A 15,819-nucleotide genomic window follows, 5' to 3' on the forward strand; every position below is an offset into this window, starting at 1 on the left:
TGCCTTAACAATGTGAAAATAAAAATCAAAAACTTAAAGCTAGGTTACCGAACTGACGTTGATTTAGATTATGGAAATGAAGGAAGTCCAACAGGTATGGAGTTAGACGTGGTATCTATTTATAAGTTATCCATAACCTACCAATTTTATTTATAATCTCCTATGCAATAAGAAAAGCGTTTCCCCATACAACATGGGGAAACGCTTTGGTTTTCGAATTCAAAGAGCCCAATAAAGATTGTACTTTTACTTCTTCAAATTGTCAAGCAGCCCTTTATTTCTTATCTTCATCGATTTCTTCGTCAACTTCTTCTTCCAATTCCTCATCATCGTCGTCAAATTCTTCATCGAAATCATCGTCATCAAGCACGTCGTCAAAGTCATCAGCAACAACTTCTGCAATTTCGTCATCGACGATATCAAGCTCTTCGGTTTCTTCAACTTCAGCTTTTTTCTTCTTTTTCGTCGCCTTTTTCTTCTTCTTTTTCGGTTCTTCCGTTAATTCTTCCTCCGCCTGCTCTACTGGATACCAGCGTTTAAGTCCCCACATACCAGAACCAAGCGTAAGAAATCTACCATCAACATTCATATCTGTATAAAAATGAGAAATTTCTTCTTTCTTTTGTTTTGCTGTAAAACCTTTGAGTTCGGCAATTTTCTCGAATATTTCTTTGTAATTAATTGCTTTCTTCTCTTCCAACAAGATTTTACTGGCCATTTCGATCATTGACAAATCTTTTAATTCTTCGCGGCTAAAGTTTTTCAAACTCACGGCCATGCACTCCCTTTACTGTTATATTGATGGCTTTTACGCCCATTTTATAATTATGAATAAGACGTACTTGAATACTCTCTACTATACCATTTTTCATTTAGAATAAACATATCTTACATTATAACCAATTATATATGCAAGAAGCCAGAAAAAAAGCATGGAATGCCCTGAGGGCTAGTTTCCCTCGTTTTTCCATGCTTTTTGCTTTTGCTGGGCAGTCGCCTCCGCATTTCTCCCCTGTCTAGTTTCGCAGGGGCTAGCGACTACGGGGCATGGGCAATGGACACTCCGAGCGCCAAAACCGTGCGCTTTTCGGCGTTTTGCTTATGCCTGCGTTTCTGGGCAGTCGTTTCCGCATTTCGTTTTTACATATTCCTTCTATACTGTCCTCCTACTTCATAGAGGGCGGTGGTGATTTGGCCTAGGCTGGCTGTTTTGACGGTTTCTAGGAGTTCTTGGAATATGTTTTCGCCGGATGCTGCTACTTGTTTTAGGTTGTTCAGTGCTTCTTCAACTTTGTCTTGGTGGGTTGCTTGGAATTTGCGCAGTTCGGTGATTTGATGTTCTTTTTCTTCTTTGGAAGCACGTGCTAGTTCCATGGAATCTATTTTTTCGTCGGATGGTGGGTTCGGGTTTAAATACGTGTTAACACCGATAATCGGAAGTTCTCCGGAATGTTTTTTTCCTTCATAATACAAAGATTCTTCCTGGATTTTGCCGCGTTGGTATTGTCTTTCCATTGCTCCGAGTACGCCACCACGGTCATTCATATTCTCAAATTCCTGTAATACCGCTTCCTCTACCAGGTCTGTTAGCTCATCGACAATAAATGATCCTTGGAGAGAGTTTTCGTTCTTTGCGAGTCCCAATTCCTTGTTAATAATCATTTGAATCGCCATGGCGCGTCTTACTGATTCCTCTGTCGGTGTTGTAATGGCTTCATCATATGCATTTGTGTGCAATGAATTCGTATTATCCTGAATCGCGAGCAGTGCTTGTAATGTTGTCCGAATATCATTGAAATCAATTTCCTGTGCATGCAAGGAGCGGCCGGATGTTTGAACATGGTATTTCAACTTTTGACTGCGCTCATTGGCACCATATTTATCGCGCATCGTAATTGCCCAAATCCTGCGTGCAACACGACCGATTACCGTATATTCCGGGTCCAGTCCATTGGAAAAGAAGAATGATAGATTTTGCGCAAATTTATTAACATCCATCCCTCTGCTTAAATAATATTCCACATACGTAAAACCATTTGCCAACGTGAAGGCAAGCTGTGTAATCGGGTTTGCACCAGCTTCCGCAATATGATAACCAGAAATGGAAACAGAATAATAATTGCGGACATTTTTTTCAATAAAATATTCCTGAATGTCTCCCATCATTCGTAATGCAAATTCGGTTGAGAAAATACATGTATTCTGTCCTTGATCCTCTTTTAAAATATCTGCCTGTACCGTGCCACGGATGACAGAAATCGTTTGATCCTTTAATTCAATATATTCTTCTTCGCTTGGTTCACGGTCGTTATCTGCTTTGAATTTATCTACTTGCTGATCAATCGCTGTATTAAAGTACATGGCCAATATAATTGGTGCCGGTCCATTAATCGTCATGGAAACAGATGTAAGTGGATTCGTTAAGTCAAAACCATCATACAGCTTTTTCATATCATCCAGCGTACAGATGTTAACCCCGCTTTCTCCAACCTTTCCGTATATATCCGGTCGTTCAGCTGGGTCCTCGCCATACAATGTAACCGAGTCAAATGCAGTCGATAATCTTTTTGCCTCATCATTTTTAGAAAGATAGTGGAAGCGGCGGTTGGTTCGTTCTGGTGTCCCTTCCCCAGCAAACTGCCGTGTTGGGTCCTCACCCTTTCGTTTAAATGGAAAAACGCCTGCGGTAAACGGGAAGAATCCCGGCACATTTTCTTTCAGCAACCACGTCAGACGTTCGCCCCAATCCTGGAATCTTGGGAAGGCCACTTTTGGAATTTTAATCCCTGACAATGATTCGGTCGTAATATCCATTTCAATTTCTTTATCTCTGACGGAAAAAGTCATCGTATCCCCACGATAGCTTTCTTTTAGTGTATCCCAGGTGTTAAGCAATTTTTTCGATTCAGAATCCAGTTGGTCACGGTACACTTCAATTGTTTGATCAATAACTTCCAGTACAGCTGGATCTTCCAAAACTCCCCTTGTTCCCTCCAGCTGATAAAGTTGTCTTGCGATTTTGCTTTGCTTCTCAGCACGCTCGTGATAGTTACGGATATGTGCAGCAATTTCTCGCAAGTAATGTCTGCGATCATTGTTAATAATACTGTTTTGCTTTTCTGAAATGATCGTTCTGTCAAAATCCACCTTTTCATCCCAACTATATTTTTCATTTAATGTATCAATCAGTGACGCAAATAATGCATTTGTGCCAGCATCATTGAACTGACTTGCGATGGTACCAAACACTGGAAACTTATTTTTATCCTGATGGAAAAGCATATGGCTTCGTTCATATTGTTTGCGGACCTGATTTAGGGCATCCACGGATCCCTTTTGTTCAAACTTATTAATCACAATAAAATCTGCATAATCGATCATGTCTATTTTTTCCAACTGTGTCGGCGCCCCGAATTCCGCAGTCATGACGTACATGGAAAGATCGGTAATATCTGTAATTGCCGCATCTCCCTGACCGATTCCACTCGTTTCCACAATAATGAAGTCATATCCCGAAGCTCTTACGACATCAATAACATCCTGAATTGCTTTGGACAATTCTGACCTAGAGTCCCTTGTTGCGAGTGATCGCATATAAACACGGTCCGTGAAAATAGCATTCATGCGGATTCGGTCTCCAAGCAATGCACCACCTGTTTTTCGCTTTGTTGGATCAATGGAAATAATTGCTACTTTCTTATCTGCCACCTCATTCATAAACCGCCGGATCAATTCGTCTGTCAATGAACTTTTCCCTGCACCACCTGTTCCGGTTATACCAAGAACGGGAATATCTTTATTCCCTACTTCTTTAAGAGATGCTAAGACCTGCTGCAATTCATCCGGATTTGTTTGATCACTTTCCACGTACGTAATAAACTTTGCAATTGCATTCCGATCACCTTGCAAAAGTTTTTCCAAATCCTGTTCCAGATTGATTGGCGGGATAAAATCAGACTGTTCTAAGATGCGGTTAATCATGCCCTGCAATCCGTATTTACGACCATCTTCTGGTGAAAAAATCCAATCGACACCATAATCATGGAGCTCTTTAATTTCGCGTGGAATAATCGTCCCGCCGCCACCGCCAAAAACTTTAATATGCTCAGCATCCAGATCCTTCAGCAGGTCCACCATGTATTTAAAATATTCGACATGTCCCCCTTGATACGATGACATGGCAATGCCTTGAACATCCTCCTGTATGGCAGCATGTACGACTTCCTCCACCGATCTGTTATGACCTAAATGAATGACCTCTGCCCCACTCGCCTGCAGAATTCTCCTCATAATATTGATGGATGCATCATGCCCATCAAATAGACTTGAAGCAGTCACAAATCGAATAGGATTTTTTGGTGAATAAACGTCAACTTGTTCCATTATTCATCCTCCTTCCATAAAATAAAGCGGTTTCATTTTTGGATTGCGTAATCAATCAGCTTCATTTGCATGTCGACATATTCATCCAGTGAAAATTGTTTTTGCAAAATCCATCTACGGAAGCCCCACATATGCCCCTCGACAACAATGTTATTTGCAAGCAGTATTACTTCCTGTTTGGAGAGTTTACCTTCCGTACATGCATGAATAACTTTCTCGATAAGTTTGACCATTTCACGTTCCTTTTGCATGACATAATTCCGTGTTTCCTTTTTCAGTGATTTAACTTCCTGATACAGAATAACGATTTCATCCTGCATATCATCCATTAAATAATAAAAAGAACGAATGCCTTTTTGCATATTGGGAATGGATGGATACTCCAGGTCAACAGCCAAAGCAATTCGCTCCTGCACTTGTTCATAGATGGAATCACAGACTAGGAATAAAACATCTTCCTTTGTCCGGATATATTCATAAAGCGTCCCAATGCTGAACCCGGACTCCTTTGCGATTTCCCTTGTTGTCGTTCGATGGAATCCTTTCTCCTTAAAAAGTTTAATTGCACCTTTAATGATTTGGTTTCTCCGCTTCTTTACTAATTCCTGGTCTTTAACAGATGAAAGGATTTTCTCCTCGTTCACGTTGCCATCCCACCTTCCTTTTTCCACTTTGCAAACAAGTCACTTGCAAGCTTATATGGATCTGTATCCGCTTCTATTGCAGGAAGGTCCGCCCCTTTCTCCATAAAAACTCTTATATCCCGCCAAATCTCTTCACGAATCAGTTCATATACTTCAAGTTCCAACTGCTGTTCGCGTTGTTTTTTCCCAATGTTGGTGGAATACAAATAGTCATGATGCTCGTTAATTTTCTCCCAGAGCTCATCGATTCCTTTATTTTCAGTTGTTATCGTTTTAACAATCGGTATAATATGTTCCTCGGTTGCAGACATCATAACAAGTTCACGTAAAAGTGCTCTTAGTTTTCCCACACCATGCAAATCTGCCTTATTGATGACAAAAAGGTCGGCAATTTCCATGATTCCTGCCTTGAAAATTTGCAGAACATCGCCACTATTTGGCGTGAGAACAACAGCAGTTGTATCAACGACCTTCATAATATCAAGTTCGGATTGGCCGACACCAACCGTTTCAACAATTACAACATCAAATCCATATGCATCACATATGCGTATCGAATCCTTTGTCGCTCGTGAAAGACCACCAAGACTTCCGCGGGTTGCCATGCTTCGAATATAGACACCGTCATCTGTGAAATGCTGATTCATCCGAACACGATCACCAAGCAATGCACCACCACTGAATGGACTGGTAGGATCTACGGCAAGGACAGCAACGGTTTTACCCTCGGCGCGGATATGTGTAAGAAGTCGATTGACGAGGGAACTTTTCCCCGCACCAGGTGATCCTGTTAGCCCCACATAAATGGCCTGTTTCTTCATGGAAAACACATCACTCAACAGTGCGAGCTTCTCTGGATGGTCATTCTCCACCATCGTAATTGCCCTTGCCAGAGCGCGTACATCCGTTTGCTTCATCCGTTCAACGATCTCATGCATGGTTGGTGCTCCTTTCCCCTTTTAGTTGCGTGATTCCGCGATTTCGGCGCGTGATTCCGCGAATATCATATTTATTCCGCGATTTTGACGCGTGATTCCGCGATTATAATATTTATTCCGCGATTCCGGTGCGTGATTCCGCGATTATAATATTTATTCCGCGATTCCGGTGCGTGATTCCGCGATTATCATATTTATTCCGCGATTCCGGTGCGTGATTCCGCGATTTTGGCGTGAGATTCCGCGAATAAGGCACATTGTCTCAAGCCGCACGCTATTTCGTCAGCATTCTCCCAATCACTAGACGCTGTATTTCATTTGTTCCTTCATAGATTTGCGTAATCTTGGCATCACGCATGTAGCGCTCAACTGGGTAATCCTTTGTATAGCCGTAGCCACCAAATACTTGGACTGCTTCCACAGTAATGCGCATTGCAGCATCCCCGGCGAATAGTTTGGACATGGCCGATGCTTTTCCGTATGGGAGACCCTCGGACTCCAGCCAGGCAGCCTGATAGGTTAATAGACGGGCCGCTTCAATATCAGTTGCCATGTCTGCGAGTTTAAAGCTAATCCCTTGATTATTTGCGATTGGCTTTCCGAATTGTTCACGACCTTTTGCATATTCGACTGCTGCATCAAGGGCACCCTGTGCAATGCCAAGAGCTTGAGCGGCAATTCCGTTTCTGCCACCATCAAGTGTTTTCATAGCAATCGCAAATCCTTCTCCCTCTGTACCAAGCATATTTTCCTTTGGTATTCGGCAGTTTTCGAAAATTAATTCTGTTGTTGGAGAGGAGCGGATTCCGAGTTTCTTTTCCTTTTTTCCGAATGAAAATCCTTCTGTCCCTTTTTCAACGATAAATGCACTGATTCCCTTATGTTTGGCATCAGCATCTGTTTTAGCGAAGACGACATAGATATCTGCCACCCCGCCGTTTGTGATCCAAACTTTATTTCCGTTAAGTACGTAATGATCGCCAGCTTCTTTTGCGGTTGTTTTCATGGATACGACGTCACTCCCTGCGCCAGGTTCGGATAAGGCATAAGCACCCAATGCTTTACCTGTTGCCAGTCGTGTGAGGAAGTTTTTCTTCTGTTCTTCATTCCCATATTTATAAATTGGCCAGCTTGCCAAAGAAAGATGGGCAGATAATGTTACACCAGTCGATGCACAAACTCTGGATAGTTCTTCTACCGCTATACAATAACTGACATAATCTGAACCAATTCCACCATATTCTTCCGGCCATGGAATTCCGGTCAAGCCAAGTTCAGCCATTTTATCAAAGATAGCCCGGTCAAAGCGCTCTTCCTCATCACGCTCAGCTGCTGTTGGTTCTACTTCCTTTTCTGCAAAATCACGGACCATTTTACGGAGCATCACTTGTTCTTCTGTTAAGTTAAAATTCATCCAAATTTCTCCTCAATTATTTAATAGGTGCTTGGCAATAACGATATGTTGAATTTCATTTGTTCCTTCATATATTTCCGTTACCTTTGCATCGCGAAATAACCGTTCAACAGGATATTCCTCTGTATAACCATAGCCACCAAAGATTTGAACCGCTTCAATTGCATTCGTCATTGCCGCTTTTGTCGCAACCATCTTTGCCATCGATGTTTCTTTTCCACAAGGAATTCCCTTTTCGATAAGGTTTGCTGCGTGATAAGTTAGCAGTTTTGCAGATTCAACTGCTGTTGCCATATCAGCGAGTTTAAAGGAAATGCCCTGATTCGCTGCGATTGGCTTACCAAATTGTTCTCTTTCCTTTGCATATGCTACTGCATAGTCAAGTGCTGCCTCGGCGATTCCAAGCCCCTGAGCTGCAATCCCGATTCGACCAATATTCAGATTGGCCATCGCAATTTGGAACCCTTTGCCCTCTTCACCTAAGCGATTTTCTTTTGGAACGACACAGTTATCAAAAATCAACTCGACAGTATTTGATCCATGGAGTCCCATCTTTTTCTCCTTTTTTCCAATGACTAGGCCAGGTGAACTCTTTTCAACGATAAATGCACTGATATCTTTGAAGTTCTCACCAGTCCTTGCAAAGGTGATGTATGTATCTGCCACACCGCCATTGGTGATGAAAGCCTTTGAACCGTTGAGAATATAGTTGTCACCAGCCTTTTTAGCGCTCGTTTTTAAACTGCCTGCATCTGAACCTGCACCAGGCTCTGTCAGTGCAAAGGCACCAAGGTATTCCCCATTCGCAAGCTTCGGAATAAATCGTTTCTTTTGTTCATCATTTCCAAAATATAAGATCGGATTTGTTCCAACAGATGTATGCACGGATAATATGACTCCAATGGTTGCACTCACTTTCGAAAGTTCATGAATCGTGCTGATATAGGATGTGAAATCCATTCCACCGCCACCATATTTTTCAGGGATTGGTATGCCCATTAAGCCAAGCTCACCCATTTTCCTGACAACTTCAATCGGGAAACGGTCTTCCGCTTCCATTCTTTCAATTTCACCAGCAACCTCTTTTTGGGCAAAATCACGAACCATCTTCCTTACCATATTTTGCTCTTCGGTAAAATTCATTATCATATTCATGCACCTCTCTTAGGGTGTGGGTTACTAGCTGTATTGATAGAATCCTCGGCCCGATTTCTTGCCGAGCCAGCCAGCTTTTACATATTGTCTCAGTAATGGGCATGGACGGTATTTACTGTCGCCAAAGCCTTCATGAAGGACTTCCATAATGTACAAGCATGTATCTAATCCGATAAAGTCCGCCAAGGTAAGAGGTCCCATCGGGTGATTCATCCCGAGTTTCATGACTTGATCAACATCTTCAGGTGATGCTACACCTTCATATACCGTATAAATCGCTTCATTGATCATCGGCACTAGGATACGATTGGATACAAAACCAGGAAAATCCTTTACTTCAACAGGTGTCTTACTCAATTTATTTGTCATCACCTTAATAGCTTCATAGGTTTCATCACTTGTTTGCAGTCCGCGAATAATTTCCACGAGTTTCATAATTGGAACCGGATTCATAAAATGCATCCCGATGACTTGTTCAGGTCGATCGGTAGTAGCCGCAATTTCGGTTATTGGTAGGGAGGATGTGTTGGAAGCAAGGATTGCATGTTTTGGTGCATAGTGATCCAATTCACGGAAGACCTTTGCTTTCACATCCATATTTTCAATGACCGCCTCAATAACTAAATCACATGTGGCTACATCTTTTAATTCACTGGAAGGGGATAATCCTTTCATGGTAGCTGATTTAACTTCTGCAGATATTTTCCCCTTTTCCACATTACGGCCCAGTCGTTTTTCAATATTTTCGAGTCCCTTTTGCATTGCTTCTTCGTTCATATCATGGAGTAACACGTCAAAACCGGACCCGGCACAAACTTGGGCAATTCCCGCTCCCATTTGTCCTGCTCCAATTACCATTACTTTTTGGATTACCATTTGTGTGAAAGCCCTCCTCCTGAATTTATTGACTAAGCTTTTGGTACTTCAATTAACACTGCGTCACCTTGGCCGCCACCACTACAAATTGCTGCAATTCCTAGGCCACCACCACGTCGTTTCAGTTCATGAATTAATGTCAAAATGATTCTTGCGCCACTTGCACCAATCGGATGACCCAATGCAACGGCACCACCATTCACATTAACTTTATCGTTATCAATACCGGCAATTTTCCCGCTTGCAAGGGATACTGCAGCAAATGCTTCGTTAATTTCAAATAAATCAATTTTCTCTTTAGAATGCCCGGTTTTCTCAAGCAATTTATTAATGACAAGTCCCGGCGTCTTCGGGAAATCCTTTGCTTCCACTGCAACCTCTGCATGACCAATTATGGTTGCCATTGGCGCTTTTCCAAGTTCTGCTGCCTTGTCATCTCCCATAACGACGAATGCACATGCCCCATCATTGACACCTGGTGCATTTCCAGCCGTAATTGTTCCGTCTTTACTAAAAGCAGATCTCAAATTTGCTAACTTCTCGATTGTCGTATCTTTCCGTGGTGCTTCATCTGTATCCACAATGATTGGATTGCCTTTACGTACCGGAACTTCAACAGGAACGATTTCTTCTGCAAACTTGCCTTCTTCTATCGCTTGGATAGCACGCGTGTGACTGCGGTAAGACCATTCATCCTGTGACTCCCTTGTAAGCTCAAGTTCCTCCGCCGTCTTGTTTCCATAATTACCCATATGATCTCCGGTAAATGTACAAGTCAATCCATCATGGACCATCATATCAACAACGCGTTTATCACCCATTCGACTTCCCCAGCGTGAATCCGGTAGAAAATACGGTGCATTGCTCATGCTTTCCATCCCACCCGCTACAATGGTGTCCTCATCACCAAGGCGAATTAGCTGGTCTGCAAGTGTTACACTGCGAAGTCCTGAAGCACATACTTTATTAATTGTTTCTGTTTTCACTTCCCAAGGTATACCTGCAACACGTGCAGCCTGGCGGGAAGGTATCTGACCCTGTCCACCTTGCAAGACGGTACCCATGATTACTTCATCAATTTCGGAACCGTCCATCCCAGCACGGTTCAATGCTTCCTTTATTGCTTTTCCCCCAAGTTGTGATGCGATAAAAGGTTTCAAACCTCCACCAAACTTTCCAAATGGTGTTCTTGCTCCTGAAACGATAACTGTTTTTCTCACCTATTTTCTTCTTCCTCTCTTAAACTATATTTATTTTATACTAATGCCATTTTAACTTTCCGAGAAAAAACTCCAATTGAACGTTCGCTCATCACAATCCGAATAATAGAGGGGTCTCCAAAGCAAGCCCCTCTATTATTCTCTCATGTTGCCTTATGCGGTTTTGGATTGTTCTTCTTCTAATACAGATAGTGCCAATATTTCAGCAACATCCATTGTGCTAATATCTTCATCGACTTCTTTTGCTTTTGTTCCATCACTTAACATGGTTAAGCAGTATGGACATGCACTGGAAATCATCGTTGGTTCAACAGCCAATGCCTGTTCAGTACGAGAAACATTTATCCGGTTTCCTGTTGTCTCTTCCGTCCACATCAGTCCACCACCAGCACCACAGCACATGCCGTTTTCGCGACTGCGATTCATTTCCACGAGTTCTAGTCCCGGTATTGCTGTTAGAATTTCCCTCGGCGGATCATATACCCCATTATATCTTCCTAAATAGCAGGAATCATGATAGGTTAATCTTTCATTTATCGAAAGCACAGGTTTCAATTTACCTGTTTTCACAAGGTCATATAGTAATTGGGTATGATGATATACCTCTGCTTCAAATCCGAAATCTGGATATTCATTTTTAAAAATATTATATGCATGTGGATCAATCGTAACAATCTTGGTAACTCCATTTTTTTCAAATGTTTTAATATTTTTCTCCGCAATCTCCTGGAAAAGAAATTCATTCCCGATACGACGCGCCGTATCTCCTGAGTTTGCTTCCGTATTACCTAAAATAGCAAAGCTTATACCAGCCTGATTCATCAATTTAGCAAAGGCCATCGCAATCTTTTGACTACGACTATCATATGCTCCCATCGAACTTACCCAGAAAAGGTATTCAAATTCTTTATCTTCTTTTTTCAATTCCTTCACCGTTGGGATATATGCTGACTCATCCTCATCACGCCATTTAATACGGTCCTTTTTGGATAGCCCCCAAGGATTTCCTTGACGTTCGATATTCGTTACTGCACGCTGTATTTCAGAATCCATTTTCCCTTCCGTCATTACTAGATAACGACGCATATCAATAATCGTTCCTACATGTTCGTTATTGACCGGACAAGCATCTTCACAGTTTCGGCATGTCGTACATCCGGAAAGTTCTTCCTCTGTAATGATATCACCAATTAATCTTGCACTCTGAATCGTTGCTGCCGCTTCATTACTAGCACTCGCCGCATTACCAGTTGTATTTGAAAAGGCATAAGATGGAACCCATGGAGACTTCCCTGTCACCGCAGCACCTTTTTCAGTGAGGTGGTCACGAACCTTAACCATGATATCCATCGGGGATAGCATTTTTCCTGTTCCAGCTGCAGGACAAACGTCTGTACAACGTCCACATTCCACACAGGCATAGAAATCAAGCATTTGATGTTGTTCAAAGTCTTCTACCTTCCCAACACCGAAAGCAATTTCTTCTTCATCCTCTTCACTTGCTTCATCCATTTCAAAATCTATTTTTTTAAGTTTACCAGGAACTTTTTTACTTAAAAATACATTGATAGGGGCCGCGAGTAAGTGGGCATGCTTGGATTGTGGTACATATACAAGGAAAGACAGCAATGTAATTGTATGTACCCACCACGCGACATAGAAAAGCACCGTTGCAGTACCTTCTGAAAGAAAGCCAAAGACAAAAGCTACTAAACTTGCAACCGGTTCTGTCCATGCTGGATCATGTCCATGCCAGATCATCGCCATTCCGTTACCAAATAAAACAGAGACCATTAGCGTACCGATAAAAATGAGTACTAGACCCGCTTTAAATCCTCGTTTCAGTCGGACAAGCTTTTCCATATAGCGTCGATAGAAAGCCCATACGACGGCAACGAGAATCATTAATGTAACTAGTTCCTGAAAGAATACGAATCCAGGATAGAACATTCCGAATGGCAAATGGTTACCTGGTGAAAGTCCTTTAACAAACATATCAATCGCACCGAATTGAACAAGAAGGAAACCATAGAACATCATCACATGGATCGTTCCAGATTTCTTATCCTTCAACAGTTTGGATTGACCAAATACAATTTTCCCAACCCGTTTCAATCGTAATTTAATTTCACCATCAAACTCAGATTTCTGCCCCAACTTTATGTATGCAATTCTTGTTGTGACGACTTTTGCAAATAAATATAATGCGTAAAACGTAATAATTAAAAATGCGATCCAGTTAATAATCATAAAAGTTTCCACTTCCCGCGCCCCCCTATTTTTTATAAATGATAGCGATTCCATTTTTGCGAATAAATAGATTTATAAGAATACTTACCACTACTTTAAACCTGAACGAACATTCAGTCAATATATTTCTGTTAAAATTTTGAATTTTTCCACAAGAAAAAAATCCGGGAGATTGGCGATCGCCGATAAAACTCCCGGATTGGCTGATAAATTTAAAAATTCGCTAATAAAATTTGTGATTCGCCGATAAGCTGCACAGTGCGTTCGCTTCTGACCAGTCGTCTCCGCTTTTGACCCGGCTAGCTGCGCGGGGGCTAGGGACTACGGGGCATAGTCAATAGACACTCCGAGCACCAAAACCGTGTGCTCTACGGTCTCTTGTCTATGCCCTCCGTCCCCGGGCAAGCCCGCTACGCTTTCGAACGGCTAGCTGCGCGGGGGCTAGGGACTACGGGGCATAGTCATTAGACACTCCGAGCACCAAAACCGTGTGCTCTACGGTCTCTTGTCTATGCCCTCCGTCCCTGGGCAAGCCCGCTACGCTTTTGTTTCGGCTAGCTGCAGCGACCAGGGTCTATTGGACTTCCTTTACCTCTGTGCGATAAGTCAACATCAACTCCCTTTGGTCGTTGTGTTTCCTTTATCTCCGCCGGCTCAGTCCAGTCCATACGCCCCTAAACGGTCGCCTCCGCTTTTGAATTTACATTTTCTCTGGTGCTGTTATTCCGATTAGGTTCATTGCGTTTGCTAGTGTTTGGCGGACTGCTTTCATTAGTGCAATGCGGGCTGTGGTTCTTTCTTTGTTATCGGAATCAAGTACTTTTTCCGCATTATAGAAGCTATGCAGTAAGGATGCTAACTCGTAAAGGTATTGTGTTACCTTATGTGGTGTACGCTTTTCTGCAGCTTCTGCAACGGTTTGTGGGAATTCGCCTAATTTTTTCAGCAGATCCAATTCTTTTTCTGCTGTCAGTAATGTGCCATCAAATGCACCGTCAATTTCAAATCCTTTACTCTTCGCCTGTTCTAACATTGTACAGATACGGGCATGTGCATATTGAACATAGAAAATTGGGTTGTCATTTGATTGGGAACGTGCCAAATCCATATCGAAATCAAGCTGGGAATCATTAGAGCGGGTTACAAAGTAATAGCGTACAGCGTCAACGCCAACTTCATCCATTAATTCTCTTAATGAAACAGCTTTTCCTGTACGTTTGCTCATTTTAACTTTTTCCCCACCAGCAAACAGGTTAACCATTTGAATGATTCTCACATCAAATTTTTCCACCGGGTATCCTAATGCCTGGATAGCTGCACGCATTCTTGGAATATATCCATGATGGTCGGCGCCCCACACATTGATAATATGATCGAAGCCACGATCCAACTTGTTTTTATGATAAGCAATATCTGGTGTCAAATAGGTGTAACTTCCGTCTTGCTTAATTAGTACACGGTCCTTGTCGTCGCCAAGTTCGGTCGTGCGGAACCACATCGCACCGTCTTTTTCGTACGTATGGTTACCTTCTTCAAGTGTATGCAATGCATCGGTAATCTTATCATCTTTATAGAGGGAACGTTCCGAGAACCAGTTGTTAAATTCAACACGGAAATCTTTCAAGTCCTTCTCAATACTTTTTAGTGAAGCGTTCAATCCGTATTCTTTAAAGTATGCCAGCCGCTCTGGTTGATCCTTGGAAACAAACGCATTTCCATGCTCGGCAACAAGTTTTTTTGCAATATCGATGATGGCCTGTCCATGGTACCCATTTTCAGGCATTTGGACATTTCCCCCAAGTTCCTGAAGATAACGCGCTTCTACAGAAAGCCCCAAATTATCAATTTGATTTCCAGCATCATTTATGTAATATTCACGTTCCACTTCAAATCCAGAAGCTGTCAGTACATTACAAAGTACGTCACCAAAGGCCGCATTACGGGCATGTCCCAAGTGAAGATCACCAGTTGGATTTACCGAAACAAATTCAATTTGGACTCTCTCTCCATTACCACTATTTGTTTTACCGTAATCGTCTCCTGCTTGTAAAACAGTTGGGATAATTTCTCCAAGAAAATCATTTTTCATGAAAAAGTTAATAAAACCAGGTCCAGCAATTTCCACTTTTTCAATGGATGCCTTGGACTGGTCCAGATTCGCTACGATATCATCTGCAATTTGGCGTGGAGCTTTCTTTGCAATTCGTGCCAGTTGCATTGCAATATTTGAGGCAAAATCGCCATGTGCTTTATCTTTCGGTTTTTCTAGAATAATCGATGGCAGCTCTTCCTCTTTTGCAAGCTTAGCCTTTATGACTGCAGCCCCGATTTCTTTTTTCAATGTAGTTTCTGTTTGTTCCAAAACGTTCATTGATTTTCCTCCTCTTTATATGCCAGCTCTAATGTATGTTTTCGTTTATCCTGTCCATTTAATTTAACCGTATAGTGAATCCCAAGACTACCTTCAATGGAATCCTCTGAACGGCTATAATCAATCGATTCCGTAAATGTCTCCATATGTATCTTCCCATGTGGATGATGGTATATATTTTCCGTTATCTTTTCTGCTTTAAATTTCTGATTCATCATAACTGCACCAGATCGATTGATACTGACTTTATGTTGTTGGATAGTAATTAGATTTTTAATGATGGCACCATCGTCCAGCTTTTCTTCAAAAATCAATACATCCAATTCCTTTTTTCGAAAGTAATTGCCTGATTGCTTCTGATCATTGTACTCCTTTTGACCATCATCATCAATAACGGTGCGGAGTTGTATCGTTACGTTCTTCTGGATTTTATCCATCCTATCGCACCTCTAAACTAATGAAAATTTTATAATGTCCCTATTATAGCGATAAATGGTTGTGTTAATCAATATTTATATTTTTTACGTTCAAATTGCAAACGTATAGAAATTACCGCTTTTAAGTTTAT

11 protein-coding genes are annotated in these 15,819 nt (G+C 41.8%); all 11 read right to left on the bottom strand.

Going from position 1 to position 15,819, the window contains the following annotated elements:
• Window positions 1–274: 274 nt before the first annotated feature.
• The 11 genes from rpoE to BV906_RS11415 all read right to left on the bottom strand — a co-directional run bounded on the left by rpoE (window position 275) and on the right by BV906_RS11415 (window position 15,688).
• Window positions 275–772 carry a DNA-directed RNA polymerase subunit delta gene (gene rpoE, locus BV906_RS11365; RefSeq protein WP_087973654.1) on the bottom strand — a complete coding sequence of 166 codons (498 nt, stop codon included), beginning with the start codon at window positions 770–772 and terminating at the stop codon, window positions 275–277.
• Between the two features lie 368 nt (window positions 773–1,140).
• Entirely contained in the window at window positions 1,141–4,383 is a 3,243-nt protein-coding gene (gene icmF / locus BV906_RS11370; protein ID WP_087973655.1) for a fused isobutyryl-CoA mutase/GTPase IcmF, read from the bottom strand.
• A gap of 32 nt (window positions 4,384–4,415) precedes the next feature.
• Window positions 4,416–5,027: a TetR/AcrR family transcriptional regulator gene (locus BV906_RS11375; protein WP_087973656.1), complete on the bottom strand. Its 612-nt coding sequence runs from the start codon at window positions 5,025–5,027 to the stop codon at window positions 4,416–4,418.
• Window positions 5,024–5,965, bottom strand: a complete 942-nt coding sequence (gene meaB, locus BV906_RS11380) for a methylmalonyl Co-A mutase-associated GTPase MeaB (RefSeq protein WP_087973657.1) — start codon at window positions 5,963–5,965, stop codon at window positions 5,024–5,026. The genes BV906_RS11375 and meaB overlap by 4 nt, the downstream gene beginning before the upstream one ends.
• Before the next feature lie 274 nt (window positions 5,966–6,239).
• Window positions 6,240–7,379 carry an acyl-CoA dehydrogenase gene (locus BV906_RS11385; protein WP_087973658.1) on the bottom strand — a complete coding sequence of 380 codons (1,140 nt, stop codon included), beginning with the start codon at window positions 7,377–7,379 and terminating at the stop codon, window positions 6,240–6,242.
• A gap of 12 nt (window positions 7,380–7,391) precedes the next feature.
• Complete coding sequence (locus BV906_RS11390; RefSeq protein ID WP_087973659.1) at window positions 7,392–8,528, bottom strand: acyl-CoA dehydrogenase; 1,137 nt, start codon at window positions 8,526–8,528, stop codon at window positions 7,392–7,394.
• Between the two features lie 30 nt (window positions 8,529–8,558).
• Window positions 8,559–9,410: a 3-hydroxybutyryl-CoA dehydrogenase gene (locus BV906_RS11395; RefSeq protein ID WP_087973660.1), complete on the bottom strand. Its 852-nt coding sequence runs from the start codon at window positions 9,408–9,410 to the stop codon at window positions 8,559–8,561.
• 32 nt (window positions 9,411–9,442) lie between these two features.
• Window positions 9,443–10,630, bottom strand: coding sequence for an acetyl-CoA C-acetyltransferase (locus BV906_RS11400; protein ID WP_087973661.1), 1,188 nt, complete (start codon window positions 10,628–10,630; stop codon window positions 9,443–9,445).
• A 153-nt stretch (window positions 10,631–10,783) separates the two neighbouring features.
• A complete protein-coding gene (locus tag BV906_RS11405; protein ID WP_087973662.1) occupies window positions 10,784–12,892 on the bottom strand; it encodes a (Fe-S)-binding protein in 2,109 nt (702 codons plus the stop codon).
• Window positions 12,893–13,580: 688 nt separating this feature from the next.
• Window positions 13,581–15,251 carry an arginine--tRNA ligase gene (argS, locus tag BV906_RS11410; protein WP_087973663.1) on the bottom strand — a complete coding sequence of 557 codons (1,671 nt, stop codon included), beginning with the start codon at window positions 15,249–15,251 and terminating at the stop codon, window positions 13,581–13,583.
• The gene (locus BV906_RS11415) at window positions 15,248–15,688 is read right to left on the bottom strand and encodes a YwiB family protein (protein ID WP_087973664.1); all 441 of its coding nucleotides are present in this window, start codon (window positions 15,686–15,688) and stop codon (window positions 15,248–15,250) included. Before BV906_RS11415 ends, argS begins: the two co-directional genes overlap by 4 nt.
• Window positions 15,689–15,819 lie beyond the last annotated feature (131 nt).

The sequence above is a fragment of the Oceanobacillus rekensis genome (genome assembly GCF_002153375.1).
Classification (GTDB): domain Bacteria; phylum Bacillota; class Bacilli; order Bacillales; family Amphibacillaceae; genus Oceanobacillus; species Oceanobacillus rekensis.

Coding starts and splice junctions, on each gene's coding strand:
- icmF (WP_087973655.1), bottom strand. CDS start 4,383: ATGGAACAAGTTGACGTTTATTCACCAAAAAATCCTATTCGATTTGTG.
- meaB (WP_087973657.1), bottom strand. CDS start 5,965: ATGCATGAGATCGTTGAACGGATGAAGCAAACGGATGTACGCGCTCTG.
- BV906_RS11385 (WP_087973658.1), bottom strand. CDS start 7,379: ATGAATTTTAACTTAACAGAAGAACAAGTGATGCTCCGTAAAATGGTC.
- BV906_RS11390 (WP_087973659.1), bottom strand. CDS start 8,528: ATGATAATGAATTTTACCGAAGAGCAAAATATGGTAAGGAAGATGGTT.
- BV906_RS11395 (WP_087973660.1), bottom strand. CDS start 9,410: ATGGTAATCCAAAAAGTAATGGTAATTGGAGCAGGACAAATGGGAGCG.
- argS (WP_087973663.1), bottom strand. CDS start 15,251: ATGAACGTTTTGGAACAAACAGAAACTACATTGAAAAAAGAAATCGGG.
- BV906_RS11415 (WP_087973664.1), bottom strand. CDS start 15,688: ATGGATAAAATCCAGAAGAACGTAACGATACAACTCCGCACCGTTATT.